Below are 14,612 nucleotides of genomic sequence, written 5' to 3'. Positions count from 1 at the left end.
AAATTCTCCTCAGCAGTCCAGTGGGTTGCGTTTTTCCGGATCGATGCCGAACTTGGCGATGGCTTCGGCCACCACTTTAGGTTCGATATCGCCGCGGTCAGCCAGGGCTTCCAAGGCTGCCAACACAACGAACTTACGGTCGACTTCGAAGAAGTGACGCAGCTTCTTACGGCTGTCGCTACGGCCGAAACCGTCGGTGCCCAGCACTTTGAATTCCTTGGAAGGAACCCACTGGCGGATCTGTTCGGCGAACAGCTTCATGTAGTCGGTAGAGGCGATGACCGGACCTTTGCGGCCGTTCAGGCACTCTTCGACGTAGCTCAGCTTTGGCTTCTGGCCAGGGTGCAGGCGGTTGCTGCGCTCCACGGCCAGGCCGTCGCGACGCAGTTCGTTGAAGCTGGTGACGCTCCAGACGTCGGCGCCGACGTTGAACTCTTCACGCAGGATCTTCGCCGCTTCACGCACTTCGCGCAGGATGGTGCCGGAGCCCATCAGCTGGACGTGGTGCGCCGCTTCGCGGGTGTCTTCTTCGAGCAGGTACATGCCCTTGACGATGCCCGCCTCTACGCCCGCCGGCATGGCTGGCTGCTGGTAGGACTCGTTCATCACGGTGATGTAGTAGAAGACGTCCTGTTGCTCTTCGGTCATCTTCTTCATGCCGTCCTGGATGATCACCGCCAGCTCGTAGCCGTAGGTCGGATCATAGGTGCGGCAGTTCGGGATGGTCCCGGCCAGCATGTGGCTGTGGCCGTCTTCGTGCTGCAGGCCTTCACCGTTGAGGGTGGTCCGGCCGGCGGTGCCGCCGATCAGGAAGCCACGGGTACGGCTGTCGCCAGCGGCCCAGGCCAGGTCGCCGATACGCTGGAAGCCGAACATCGAGTAGAAGATGTAGAACGGCAGCATCGGCTGGTTGTGGCTGGAGTACGAAGTACCGGCGGCAATGAAGGAGCTCATGGCGCCCGCTTCGTTGATGCCTTCCTCGAGGATCTGGCCCTTCTTGTCTTCTTTGTAGAACATCACCTGGTCTTTATCGACTGGCTCGTAGAGCTGGCCGACGGACGAGTAGATGCCCAACTGGCGGAACATGCCTTCCATACCGAAGGTACGGGCCTCGTCCGGGATGATCGGGACGATGCGCGAGCCGATTTCCTTGTCCTTGACCAGTTGCGCCAGGATCCGCACGAAAGCCATGGTGGTGGAGATTTCGCGGTCGCCCGAGCCGTCCAGGATGGCCTTGAGGGTATCGAGTGGCGGCGTCGGGATGCTGAAGCTCTTGGCGCGACGCTGCGGCACGAAACCACCCAGGGCGGCGCGGCGCTCGGCCAGGTAACGGGCTTCGGCGCTGCCTTCTTCCGGCTTGAAGAACGGCAGGTTTTCCAGTTCGCTGTCCTTGACCGGGATGTCGAAGCGGTCACGGAACAGCTTCAGGCTCTCGACGTCGACCTTCTTGGTGTTGTGCGCGGTGTTCTTCGCTTCGCCGGCACCGGTGCCATAACCCTTGATGGTCTTGGCCAGGATGACGGTCGGTTGCTCTTTGTGATTGACCGCCTGGTGGTACGCCGCGTAGACCTTGTACGGGTCGTGGCCGCCACGGTTGAGCTTCCAGATCTCGTCGTCGGACAGGTCGGCAACCATCGCCTTGAGTTCAGGCGAGTTGAAGAAGTGCTCGCGGACGAACGCGCCGTCCTTGGCCTTGTAGTTCTGGTACTCGCCGTCGATGACTTCGTCCATGCGGCGTTGCAGGATGCCGTCGACGTCCTTGGCCAGCAGTGGGTCCCAGAAGCGGCCCCAGATGACTTTGTTGACGTTCCACTGGGCACCACGGAACACGCCTTCGAGTTCCTGGATGATCTTGGCGTTGCCGCGAACCGGGCCGTCGAGGCGCTGCAGGTTGCAGTTGATGACGAAGATCAGGTTGTCCAGCTTCTCGCGGCCGGCCAGGGAGATCGCACCCAGGGATTCCGGCTCGTCGCACTCACCGTCACCCATGAAGCACCAGACTTTCTGCTTGCCTGGCTGGATGAAGCCACGGGCTTCGAGATACTTCATGAAGCGCGCCTGGTAGATCGCCTGGATCGGGCCCAGGCCCATGGAAACGGTCGGGAACTGCCAGAAATCAGGCATCAGCCAAGGGTGCGGGTACGAGGACAGGCCGTTGCCGTCCACTTCCTGGCGGAAGTTGTTCATCTGGTCTTCGGTGATGCGGCCTTCCATGAACGCACGGGCGTAGACGCCTGGTGATGCGTGACCCTGGAAGTAGATCAGGTCGCCGCCATGTTCGTCGGTCGGGGCCTGGAAGAAGTAGTTGAAGCCGATGTCATACAGCGTCGCACTGGAGGCGAAGCTGGAGATGTGACCGCCCAGGTCAGAATCTTTCAGGTTGGTACGCATGACCATGGCCAACGCGTTCCAGCGCACCAGCGAGCGAATGCGGCGTTCCATGAACAGGTCGCCAGGCATGCGTGCTTCGTGGGTGACAGGGATCGTGTTGCGGTATGGCGTGGTGATGGCGTAGGGCAGTTGCGAACCGCTGCGGGTTGCGAGTTCACCCATACGGGTCATCAGATAATGAGCACGGTCTTCGCCTTCTTTGTCGAGAACCGATTCCAGGGCGTCCAGCCATTCCTGGGTTTCGACGGGATCGAGGTCTTGCATGGCTTGCTCCAGGGCGGAAAGGCTACCAGAATCGGTTGCCTGAGTTTGCGACTGGCCTTGTGGGCAGACGATATAAATTCTTGGATTGCCGAAGGTTGTCTCGGCGGCGTGTAGTTTTACTACAAATCGTTGGCCGTTTCAGCCTTTCGAATGTATAGACGAGTAGTAAAACTACACATGAGCGGCTTATGGCCCCTCGTTTCGTTGTGAGAATAATCGTTACTGTTGGTCATTAGCCAACTCGAACAGGTAAAAACTTGATGCCGGCTGCCAATAAAACCAGAAAATCAGCTATTTATCATCTTTGTTCGACAGTCGATCAGGTAGTGGCATTCGAAAAAACACTACATCCAGCCTTTCCCGCGCCGATCAAGGATAGACCATGAGCCTGCCCTCGCTTGCCGAAATACCGGCGATTCTCCAGTCATTGGTCAGTCGGGCCGAGCAGTCGTTCCGCGCGGCGGTCGCCACTCTGGACGACGACCATGGGCTCTCTGCCTGGACGCCGCAGCGCTGGGCCGAGTTCAATCGCGTCGTCGCGGCCAGCGACTTTGTCATCGAGCAAAGTGTACGAGACCCGTCGATGCTCTTGGAGCTGGTGCGCAGCGGCGAGTTGGACCGCAGCCTGGCCCCCGGTGAAATGTGCGCGCAGATCGGCGCCGCCGTCCAGGCCGCCGAAACCGAAGATGAGTTGGGTCGCGTGCTGCGTCGCCAGCGCACCCGCCAGCAGGTGCGCATCATTTGGCGTGACCTGACCCGCCAGGCGGACCTGGTCCAGACCTGTCGCGATCTCTCGGACATGGCCGACACCTGCATCGACCAGGCCTATCGATGGTTGTACCAACGCCTGAGTCAGCAATTGGGCATACCCACCGGCCGGCGCAGTGGCGAGCCGCAGCAGATGGTCATCCTAGGCATGGGCAAGCTAGGCGCCGTCGAGCTGAACCTGTCGTCGGACATCGACCTTATCTTCGCCTATCCCGAAGGCGGCGAAACCGTCGGCGCGAAGCGGCCGCTGGATAACCAGGAATTTTTCATCCGCCTTGGCCAGCGCCTGATCAAGGCCCTCGATCCGATGACCGTCGATGGCTTTGTGTTTCGTGTCGACATGCGTCTGCGTCCCTATGGCTCGGCCGGCGCGCTGGTGCTGAGCTTCAATGCCCTGGAGCAGTATTACCAGGATCAGGGGCGCGACTGGGAACGCTACGCGATGATCAAGGCGCGGGTGGTGGCGGGCGACCAGGTGGCCGGCGCGCAACTGCTCGACATGCTGCGCCCGTTCGTCTATCGCCGTTACCTGGATTTTTCCGCCATCGAAGCGTTGCGCACCATGAAGCAGTTGATCCAGCAGGAGGTGCGGCGCAAGGGCATGGCCGACAACATCAAGCTGGGTTCGGGCGGCATCCGCGAGGTGGAGTTCATCGCCCAGGCGTTCCAGTTGATCCATGGCGGTCGCGACCTGAGCTTGCAGCAACGACCGTTGTTGAAGGTGCTTGGCACATTGGAGGGCCAGGGCTACCTGCCGTCCAAGGTGATCGACGAGTTGCGCCAGGGTTATGAGTTCCTGCGTTACACCGAACATGCGATCCAGGCCATTGCCGACCGCCAGACGCAGATGCTGCCGGACACTGCGCAGGATCAGGCGCGCATTGCGTTCATGCTGGGCTTCGCCGACTGGTCGGCGTTCCACGAACAGCTGATGCATTGGCGTGGGCGCGTGGCATGGCATTTCGGCCAGGTCATCGCCGATCCGGACGAAGAAGAGGGCAGCGAAGGCGAAGTCGCGGTGGGTGGAGAATGGCTGCCGCTGTGGGAAGACAGCCAGGATGAGGAAGCGGCGTGTCGCCAGTTGGAGGCGGGCGGTTTCACCGATGCGTCCAAGGCGCTGAGGGCCTTGGCTGCCTTGCGCGCCAGCCCGCAATTGCGCGCGATGCAACGTTTGGGGCGCGAGCGCCTGGATGCGTTCATTCCCCGCCTGTTGGCTCAGGCGGTGGAGCACGCCAATCCAGACCTGGTGCTGGAACGGGTATTGCCATTGGTTGAAGCCGTGGCCCGCCGTTCGGCTTATCTGGTGCTGCTGACCGAGAACCCTGGCGCGTTGCGGCGTTTGCTGACGTTGTGTGCGGCGAGCCCATGGATTGCCGAGCAGATCACCCGTTTTCCGCTGTTGCTCGATGAGTTGCTCAACGAAGGCCGTTTGTTCAAGCCGCCGTTGGCGCCTGAGCTGGCGGCGGAATTGCGCGAGCGGCTGACGCGCATCCCCGAGGACGATCTCGAACAACAGATGGAAGCCTTGCGGCATTTCAAGCTGGCCCACCGACTGCGCGTCGCTGCCTCGGAAATCGCCGGCAGCCTGCCGTTGATGAAAGTCAGCGACTACCTGACGTGGCTGGCCGAAGCGATCCTCGAGCAGGTGCTGGCCCTGGCCTGGCGCCAGACAGTCGCCAAGCATGGCGTACCGTTGCGCACCGATGGGAGCCCGTGCGATCCGGGGTTCATCATTGTCGGTTATGGGAAAGTCGGTGGCCTGGAATTGGGGCATGGTTCCGACCTGGACCTGGTGTTCATCCACGATGGCGACCCGCAGGCTGAAACCGACGGCCCGAAACCCATCGACGGCGCTCAATTCTTCACCCGGCTTGGCCAGCGGATCATTCACTTGTTGACGGCCCAGACGAACTCCGGGCAGTTGTATGAAGTGGACATGCGTCTGCGGCCGTCCGGAGCGTCGGGCTTGCTGGTCAGTTCCCTGGGGGCGTTTGCCCGCTATCAGGAAAACGAAGCCTGGACCTGGGAGCATCAGGCGTTGGTGCGTGCGCGAGTGCTGGTGGGCAGCCAGGACGTCGGCCAGGCGTTCGAAAAAGTCCGCGCCCAGGTGTTGGGACGCACCCGTGATTTGCCGACGCTGCGCCAGGAAGTCAGCGAGATGCGCGCCAAGATGCGCGACAACCTTGGCAGCAAGGCCACCGCCGCCGGGACCGCGCCGAATGCCTTCGAAGCCACGGCGCCCTTTGACCTCAAGCAGGACGCCGGAGGTATCGTCGATATTGAATTTATGGTGCAATACGCGGCCCTGGCCTGGTCCGAGGCGTACCCTTCACTGGTGCGCTACACCGATAACATCCGCATCCTGGACGGATTGCAGGAGGTCGGATTGATGCCTGCCGAGGATGCCACGCTGTTGCGCGAAGCCTACAAGGCCTACCGCTCCGCCGCCCACCGCCAGGCCTTGCAGAAAGACACTGGGGTGATTGCAGGCGACCAGTTCGTGGATGAGCGTCGACAGGTGATGCGGATCTGGCGAGAGCTGGGGCTGAGTTAAAGGATCGAATGTAGGAACGAGCCTGCTCGCGATAGCGGTAGGTCAGGCGACATCGACGTTGGATGTGCTGGCCCCATCGCGAGCAAGCTCGCTCCCACAGTTGATTGGCGGTGCCGCACGGTATTGGATACTTGTGCACAACCCCTGTGGGAGCGAGCTTGCTCGCGATAGCGGTAGGTCAGGCGACATCGACGTTGGATGTGCTGGCCCCATCGCGAGCAAGCTCGCTCCCACAGTTGATTGGCGGTGCCGCACGGTATTGGATACTTGTGCGCAACCCCTGTGGGAGCGAGCTTGCTCGCGATAGCGGTGGGTCAGGCGACATCGATGTTGGATGTGCTGACCCCATCGCGAGCGGGCTCGCTCCCACAGTTGATTGGCGGTGTCGCACGGTATTGGATACTTGTGCGCAACCCCTGTGGGAGCGAGCTTGCTCGCGATAGCGGTGGGTCAGGCGACATCGATGTTGGATGTGCTGGCCCCATCGCGAGCGGGCTCGCTCCCACAGTTGATTGGCGGTGCTGCACGATATTGGATACTTGTGCGCAACCCCTGTGGGAGCGAGCTTGCTCGCGATAGCGGTGTGTCAGGCGACATCGACGTTGGATGTGGTGGCCCCATCGCGAGCAAGCTCGCTCCCACAGTTGATTGGCGGTGCTGCACGGTATTGGATACTTGTGCGCAACCCCTGTGGGAGCGAGCCTGCTCGCGATAGCGGTAGGTCAGGCGACATCGACGTTGGATGTGCTGGCCCCATCGCGAGCAAGCTCGCTCCCACAGTTGATTGGCGGTGCCGCACGGTGTTGGATATTTATGCGGAGCCCTTGTGGGAGCGAGCCTGCTCGCGATAGCGGTAGGTCAGGCGACATCGATGTTGGATGTGGTGGCCCCATCGCGAGCAAGCTCGCTCCCACAGTTGATTGGCGGTGCTGCACGGTATTGGATACTTGTGCGCAACCCCTGTGGGAGCGAGCCTGCTCGCGATAGCGGTGGGTCAGGCGACATCGACGTTGGATGTGCTGGCCCCATCGCGAGCAAGCTCGCTCCCACAGTTGATTGGCGGTGCCGCACGGTATTGGATACTTGTGCGCAACCCCTGTGGGAGCGAGCCTGCTCGCGATAGCGGTGGGTCAGGCGACATCGATGTTAGATGTGGTGGCCCCATCGCGAGCAAGCTCGCTCCCACAGTTGATTGGCGGTGCTGCACGATAATGGATACTTGTGCGCAACCCCTGTGGGAGCGAGCTTGCTCGCGATAGCGGTAGGTCAGGCGACATCGATGTTGGATGTGCTGGCCCCATCGCGAGCGGGCTCGCTCCCACAGTTGATTGGCGGTGTGTTGTAGATTAAGGCCACAGGCAACGACCTAAGCCACAGTGATTCTCGAGGCGGGGAGGCGTAGGCCTCCCCGTATCGTTTTTGGAAAGCACATGAATATTCTGATCGTTGGGCCCAGTTGGGTCGGTGACATGGTGATGGCCCAGACACTGTTCCAGTGTCTGAAGCTGCGTCATCCGCAGTGCGAAATCGACGTTCTGGCCCCTGAATGGAGCCGTCCGATCCTTGAGCGCATGCCCGAGGTGCGCAAGGCCTTGAGCTTTCCGCTCGGCCATGGCGTGCTGGAGCTGGCGACTCGCCGGCGCATCGGCAAATCACTGGTCGGCCACTACGACCAGGCGATCCTGTTGCCCAATTCGCTGAAATCGGCGCTGGTGCCGTTCTTTGCCGGCATTCCCAAGCGCACAGGCTGGCGCGGCGAGTTTCGCTATGGCTTGCTCAATGACGTGCGCACGCTGGACAAAGATCGTTATCCATTGATGATCGAGCGCTTCATGGCCCTGGCCTACGAGCCGGGGGCCGAATTGCCCAAGCCGTATCCGCGGCCGAGCCTGCAAATCGACCCGGTAACGCGCGAAACGGCCCTGGCCAAGTTCGGTCTGACCCTGGATCGCCCGGTATTGGCCCTGTGCCCGGGCGCCGAGTTCGGTGAGTCCAAGCGCTGGCCGGCGGAGCATTACGCCCAGGTTGCCGAGGCGAAGATCCGTGAAGGCTGGCAAGTCTGGCTGTTCGGTTCGAAAAACGATCACTCGGTGGGCGAAGACATCCGTTCGCGGCTGATTCCGGGCCTGCGGGAAGAGTCGGTCAACCTCAGCGGCGACACGTCCCTGGCTGAGGCGATTGACCTGTTATCCTGCGCCGATTCGGTGGTGTCCAATGACTCCGGCTTGATGCACGTCGCGGCCGCGCTGAACCGTCCGTTGGTGGCGGTCTACGGCTCGACTTCGCCGGGTTTTACTCCGCCGTTGGCCGATCAGGTCGAAGTCGTGCGCCTGGGCATCGAGTGCAGTCCATGCTTCGACCGTACCTGCCGCTTCGGCCATTACAACTGCCTGCGCCAGCTGATGCCGCCGGCGGTGAACGAGGCCCTGGAGCGTTTGCAGGGTACTCCCGTGGAGGTCCGGTAACTTGCGGGTATTGTTGATCAAGACCTCTTCGCTGGGGGATGTGGTCCACACGTTGCCAGCGCTGACCGATGCGACGCGGGCAATTCCTGGCATCACATTCGACTGGGTGGTGGAAGAGGGTTTCGCCGAAATCCCTACCTGGCATCCGGCCGTGGGCAAGGTCATCCCGGTGGCGATCCGGCGCTGGCGCAAGAACCTCTGGCAAACCCTCAAAAGCGGTGAATGGCGACGCTTCAAACAGAGCATTCGCGCCGAAAAATATGATTTGGTGATCGATGCCCAAGGCCTGCTTAAAAGTGCCTGGCTGACCCGCTACGTCAAGGCACCGGTGGCTGGGCTGGATAAGGATTCGGCGCGTGAACCGCTCGCGGCGCGCTTCTATTCGCGTCGCCTGGCGGTCGCTCGTGGTCAGCATGCGGTGGAGCGTGTACGTCAACTGTTCGCCTTGGCGCTGGGCTATGACTTGCCGCAAACCCAGGGCAGCTATGGCCTGGACATCGACCGACTGGTTGAATTGCCGCGCCCATACCCCTACGTGGTTTTCCTGCATGGCACGACGTGGGAATCCAAACATTGGCCTGAGCTCTACTGGCGTCAGCTCACCGAGCGCATGGGGCAATTCGGCGTGGTGGTGAAACTGCCGTGGGGCAACCCGGCCGAGAAGGCTCGGGCCGAGCGCATCGCCAACGGGCTGCGCAATGCCTTGGTGCTGCCGAAATTGAACCTGGGCGGCATGGGCAAGGTGCTCGCCGGTGCCCAGGCCTGCGTGGCCGTGGATACGGGCCTCGGGCATCTGGCCGCCGCTCTGGATGTGCCGACCATCTCGCTGCTCGGCCCGACCAACCCGGTGCTGACCGGCGCCTATGGCAAGGGCCAGATTCATCTCGCCAGCGATTTTCCTTGCGCCCCGTGCATGCAGAAACAATGCACTTACCCACCGACCGCCGAAGATGCCCGGCGGTTCGACCTGAAACGCGAGCAGCCCCTGTGCTTCACGCGTCTGAATCCCGAGCGTGTTGCCAGCCACCTGAGCACGTTATTGGCTGAGGAGCCGCGCTGATGCAATTGGCTTTTGTCCTTTACAAATATTTCCCCTTCGGCGGCCTGCAGCGTGACTTCATGCGCATCGCCTTGGAGTGTCAGCGACGCGGTCACCAGATACGCGTCTACACGCTGATTTGGGAAGGTGACGTCCCGCCCGGCTTCGAAGTGCTGGTGGCGCCGGTCAAGGCGCTGTTCAATCACCGCCGCAACGAGAAACTCAGCGCGTGGATGGAGGCCGACCTGGCCAAGCGCCCGGTGGACCGGTTGATCGGCTTCAACAAAATGCCCGGCCTGGACGTGTACTACGCCGCCGACGGCTGCTTCGAAGACAAGGCGCAGAACCTGCGCAATTCGCTGTACCGACGCTGGGGGCGTTACCGGCATTTTGCCGAGTACGAGCGGGCCGTGTTCGCCAAGGACGCCAAGACTGAAGTCCTGATGATTTCCGAAGTCCAGCAGCCGCTGTTCATCAAGCACTACGACACGCCGCTGGAGCGCTTTCACCTGCTGCCGCCGGGCATTGCCCACGACCGTCGTCGGCCCGCCGATGCCGATGAGATCCGGGCGGCGTTCCGAGCCGAATTCGAGCTGGCCGACGACGATTTGTTGTTGGTGCAGATCGGCTCCGGGTTCAAGACCAAGGGCGTCGACCGCAGCCTCAAGGCCCTGGCCGCGCTGCCCACGCAATTGAAAAAACGCACTCGGCTGTTTGTAATCGGCCAGGACGACCCCAAGGTATTCCAGATGCAGAGCGCTGCGCTGGGTCTGGGCGATAATGTGCGGTTCCTCAAGGGTCGCAGCGATATCCCGCGTTTCCTGCTCGGTGCCGACCTGTTAATCCACCCGGCCTACAACGAAAACACCGGCACGGTACTGCTCGAAGCGCTGGTGGCCGGGTTGCCGGTGCTGGTCAGCGCGGTGTGCGGGTACGCTCACTACATCGCCGAGGCCGACAGCGGCCTGGTGCTGGATGAGCCGTTCGAACAGGCGCAGTTGACCGAATATCTGAGCCGGATGCTTAGTGATCCGCAAGCGAGGGCGGCCTGGAGCCGCAATGGTCTGGCCTTCGCCGAGACGGCCGACCTCTACAGCATGCCGCAGCACGCGGCCGATGTGATATTGGCGGAGCACGCTTAATGAAATTGATGCTGGCCGAACCGTTCAAGAGCCTTTGGGCCGGGCGCGATGCGTTCGTCGAAGTCGAAGCGCTCCAGGGCGAGGTCTACCGTGAGCTCGAAGCCCGGCGCACCCTGCGCACGGAGGTAGAGGGTCGCGGTTTTTTCGTGAAAATCCATCGTGGCATCGGCTGGGGCGAGATTTTCAAGAACCTGCTCACCGCCAAGCTGCCGGTGCTGGGCGCGGGCCAGGAATGGAAGGCCATCCAACGGCTGCAGGAAGTCGGCGTGCCAACCATGACCGCCGTTGCCTATGGAGAGAAGGGCAACAATCCGGCGGACCAGCATTCCTTTATTGTTACCGAGGAGCTGGCGCCTACCATAAGCCTTGAAGACTTCAGCCTCGACTGGGTCAAGCAGCCTCCGCAGCCCCGGCTAAAGCGAGCACTGATCGCCGAAGTGGCGCGCATGACCGGCATGATGCACCGCGCTGGGGTCAACCATCGCGACTGCTACATCTGCCACTTCCTGCTGCACACCGACAAACCGGTGACGCCCGAGGATTTCAAACTCTCGGTGATCGACCTGCACCGCGCCCAGACCCGTCCGGCTATCACCACGCGCTGGCGTAACAAAGACTTGGCGGCGCTGTATTTCTCCGCGCTGGACATTGGCTTGACCCGGCGCGACAAGCTGCGTTTTCTCAAGGGCTATTTCCAGCAGCCGCTGCGCCAGATCCTGGCGCAAGAGGCTGCGTTGCTGGCCTGGCTCGAAGGCAAGGCCAAGAAACTGTATGAGCGCAAACAGCGGTACGGGGATGCGCTCTGATGTCGGGTTGGAATTTGGAACCCGCCTACGCTGAGCTGGCACAGGATTTCGGCAGCCTCGACGCGGTGTTCGCCCTCCAGGGCGAGCGCCTGACCCGCGATCCACTGTCAGAGGTGATCCGCGTACAACGCAACGGCGTGAATTATTACGTCAAGCGCTATACCGGCGCCGGCAAGGGCTTGCGTCGTTATCTGGGCAAGCCACGGGTCAAGTCGGAATGGCAGAACCTCAAGCGTTTCGCCAAGTGGGGTATTCCCACAGCGGAAATTGTCGCCTGGGGGCTGGAACGACGGGGTGCGGCCTATGATCGCGGCGCGATGATCACCCGCGAATTGCCGCGCACCGAAGACCTTTCAGCCCTGGCCGAGCGGCACGATTCGCGGCTCGACGATCGCGCCTGGGTCGATGGCGTGAGCCGGCAGCTCGCCGGTTATACCCGGACCATGCACGATCACCGTTTCACCCATAACGACTTGAAATGGCGCAACCTGCTGATCGACGACCGGGCGCGTCTGTTCCTGATCGACTGCCCGAACGGTGACTTCTGGCGCGGCTTCTGGCTCAAGTACCGGATCACCAAAGACCTGGCATGCCTGGACAAAGTCGCCAAATATCATTTGTCGGCCACCCAGCGCCTGCGTTTTTACCTGCAATATCGCCAGCGCGACCGGCTCGATGCGTGCGACAAGAAACGTATTCGCCACGTGGTGAGATTTTTCGAGGGGCGTGAATGACCGATTTCCTGGCCGCCGAAGACCGGGCCTTGCTGGAGCGCCATGGCCTGGACAGCTTCGAAGCCCTCTGGTTGCGCAAGCTGGACGCAGTGGACGAGCCCAATACGGCGGGCGATGGCTGGAGCAGTGTGTTCCGGCTGGAGCTCGAGGGGCAGGGTTATTACCTCAAGCGCCAAAGCAATTACCTGACCCGGACGCTATCGCACCCTTTTGGCGAACCCAGTTTTTCCCGGGAGTTTCGCAACATCAGCCGGTATCGCCAGTTGGGTATCCCAGCGTTGCAGGCGGTCTTCTACGGGCGACGGAAAGTGGACGGCGAGGTGCGGGCGATTCTGTTGACCCGCGCCTTGGACGGCTGGGATGACCTGGATTCGCTCCTGGAGCGCTGGCCGTCCCTGACGACCGTGCAACGCACCACCATCGTTCAGGCCTGTGGTCACCTGGCGCGGCGACTGCACGACATGCATCAGGTGCATGGCTGTTTCTATCCCAAGCATATTTTTCTGCAGGCCACTGCCGGCGGTCACCAGGCACAGTTGATCGACCTGGAAAAGACCCGTCCGCTGCTGTTCGGGCAGCGTGACCGGGTCAAGGACCTGGAGCCGTTGCTGCGCCGGGCCCGGGCCTGGAGTGAAGAGGATGTGCGTCAGCTGCTGTCTACCTATCTGGACCAACCGCTTGACGGTGCGCTGGTCGATCGATGGTTGGCCCGCCTGAGCGCTCGACGCACTCATAAGGAGACCCGCTGATGCATTTGTCGGAATTGAAAGGCGCTGGCCGCAGCCCGAGCCTGCCCCTGAGCCTGGAGCTGGCGGATGCCGCTGGCCCGGCGCAATTGCAACTGTTGTCACTGTTGCGGGTGCTGCCTGGGCAGCGTTACGTCGGCGCCGGTATCTGGCGCGGCCGGCCGGTGCTGGCCAAGTTACTGGTGGGCAGCAAGGCGCCGCGGCATTTCCAACGAGAGCTGCAAGGTGTTCGCCTTCTCGCGGAACAGGGGCTGACGACCCCATTGCTGCTGGCCGATGGCTTGAAAGAAGGCGAGGGTGGCTGGCTGCTGTTCGAGCTGCTGGAAGGCGCCGAGAGTCTTGGCGATGCCTGGAAGCAGGTCGAACATCTCCCCATGCTGGCGGACGAACAAACGGCGGTGCTGGCCGAGGCGCTGGGCGCTATTGCGCAGCTGCACGGCAAGGGCCTGTGGCAAGAAGATCTGCACCTGGACAATCTGCTGCGCCATGGCGACAAGCTCTATCTCATCGATGGGGCCGGCATTCGCGCCGAAACCCCCGGCCAGCCATTGTCGCGGCAAAAGGTCTTGGAAAACCTGGGGGTGTTTTTTGCCCAGCTTCCAAAATCCATCGAGCCGTTCAATGAAGAGTTGCTGGTGCATTACCTGTTGAGTAACGCCGAACACGCCCTGCCGATGGAAGCGCTGCAAAAACAGATCGACAAGGTCCACGCCTGGCGGCTGAAAGATTTCCTTGAAAAGGTCGGGCGCGAATGCAGCTTATTCAGCGTGCAGCGCGGGCCGTTCGGCCTGCGGGCTATTCGTCGCGATGAAGAAACGGCCATGGTCCCGGTGCTGGAGCATGCCGATGCGTTGCTTGACCAGGGTCACTTGTACAAGACCGGTGGTGCCGCCAGTGTCGGTAAGGTCGAATCGAACGGTCGCACCCTGGTAATCAAACGCTACAACATCAAGGGCTTCGCCCACTGGCTCAAGCGCTTCTGGCGCCCGAGCCGAGCCTGGCATTCCTGGCGCGAAGGCCATCGGCTGGCCTTCCTCGGCATCGCCACGCCCAAGCCACTGGCGTTGCTGGAAAAGCGTTTCCTGTGGTTGCGTCGTGGCGCCTATCTGGTCACTGAACACCTGTCTGGCCCGGACATCATCGAACGCTTCGCCCCGCATGTGGAAAGCGGCGAAGCTCCTGAGTCCGAGCTGTTGGCGCTGGATCGCTTGTTCGCCGACCTGATCCGCGAGCGCATCAGCCACGGTGACTTCAAAGGACACAACCTGTTCTGGCAAGACGACCGCTGGGCATTGATCGACCTTGATTCCATGTGCCAACACCGGACCCAGGCCAGCTTCGCCCAAGCCTACGCCCGGGATCGCGCACGGTTCATGCGTAATTGGCCTGAGGGAAGTGCGCTGTATCGGGTGATCGATCAGCGGTTGCCGAAGGCAGTCGATAACACGTCGGCTATCGTGTAACCGCTCACCGTGGCGAGGGAGCTTGCTCCCGCTGGGCTGCGCAGCAGCCCCGACGCCATTCAACGCGCAGTACCAGGAAAAAACGATTCGCAGTTCCTGTGACGGCTGCGCCGCCGAGCGGGAGCAAGCTCCCTCGCCACGGACCGTGTAAACCCTACGACTCCGCTAGAGGCTTAAGATCGCTTTTAAGCTATAATCCCGCCCTTTAGCTGCCCCGTACCCTTGATGCGTGGCACATCA

Annotated in this window: 9 protein-coding genes; 8 read left to right on the top strand and 1 reads right to left on the bottom strand. The window is 61.7% G+C overall.

What is annotated here, in order from left to right:
- Positions 1-9: 9 nt before the first annotated feature.
- The gene (gene aceE, locus DOCECA_RS19955) at positions 10-2,655 is read right to left on the bottom strand and encodes a pyruvate dehydrogenase (acetyl-transferring), homodimeric type (RefSeq protein ID WP_420766140.1); all 2,646 of its coding nucleotides are present in this window, start codon (positions 2,653-2,655) and stop codon (positions 10-12) included.
- A 382-nt stretch (positions 2,656-3,037) separates the two neighbouring features.
- Here aceE and glnE point away from each other — a divergent pair, with 382 nt between their 5' ends.
- From glnE to DOCECA_RS19915, 8 genes are all read left to right on the top strand, one after another.
- Entirely contained in the window at positions 3,038-5,977 is a 2,940-nt protein-coding gene (glnE, locus tag DOCECA_RS19950) for a bifunctional [glutamate--ammonia ligase]-adenylyl-L-tyrosine phosphorylase/[glutamate--ammonia-ligase] adenylyltransferase (RefSeq protein WP_434649148.1), read from the top strand.
- A gap of 1,430 nt (positions 5,978-7,407) precedes the next feature.
- Positions 7,408-8,442, top strand: a complete 1,035-nt coding sequence (waaF, locus tag DOCECA_RS19945; RefSeq protein WP_434561014.1) for a lipopolysaccharide heptosyltransferase II — start codon at positions 7,408-7,410, stop codon at positions 8,440-8,442.
- Between the two features lies 1 nt (position 8,443).
- A complete protein-coding gene (gene waaC / locus DOCECA_RS19940; RefSeq protein ID WP_420766143.1) occupies positions 8,444-9,502 on the top strand; it encodes a lipopolysaccharide heptosyltransferase I in 1,059 nt (352 codons plus the stop codon).
- Complete coding sequence (locus DOCECA_RS19935; RefSeq protein ID WP_434561010.1) at positions 9,502-10,623, top strand: glycosyltransferase family 4 protein; 1,122 nt, start codon at positions 9,502-9,504, stop codon at positions 10,621-10,623. The genes waaC and DOCECA_RS19935 overlap by 1 nt, the downstream gene beginning before the upstream one ends.
- Positions 10,623-11,429, top strand: a complete 807-nt coding sequence (rfaP, locus tag DOCECA_RS19930; RefSeq protein ID WP_420766145.1) for a lipopolysaccharide core heptose(I) kinase RfaP — start codon at positions 10,623-10,625, stop codon at positions 11,427-11,429. The genes DOCECA_RS19935 and rfaP overlap by 1 nt, the downstream gene beginning before the upstream one ends.
- Complete coding sequence (locus DOCECA_RS19925; protein ID WP_434561006.1) at positions 11,429-12,163, top strand: lipopolysaccharide kinase InaA family protein; 735 nt, start codon at positions 11,429-11,431, stop codon at positions 12,161-12,163. Before rfaP ends, DOCECA_RS19925 begins: the two co-directional genes overlap by 1 nt.
- Positions 12,160-12,912 (top strand): lipopolysaccharide kinase InaA family protein, encoded by a 753-nt coding sequence (locus DOCECA_RS19920; protein WP_420766147.1) that lies wholly within the window; start codon positions 12,160-12,162, stop codon positions 12,910-12,912. The genes DOCECA_RS19925 and DOCECA_RS19920 overlap by 4 nt, the downstream gene beginning before the upstream one ends.
- Positions 12,912-14,372 carry a lipopolysaccharide kinase InaA family protein gene (locus tag DOCECA_RS19915; protein ID WP_434608137.1) on the top strand — a complete coding sequence of 487 codons (1,461 nt, stop codon included), beginning with the start codon at positions 12,912-12,914 and terminating at the stop codon, positions 14,370-14,372. Before DOCECA_RS19920 ends, DOCECA_RS19915 begins: the two co-directional genes overlap by 1 nt.
- Positions 14,373-14,612: the final 240 nt, after the last annotated feature.

Source organism: Pseudomonas sp. E102 (assembly GCF_052660185.1).
This window is presented reverse-complemented; position numbering and strand designations above follow the sequence as displayed.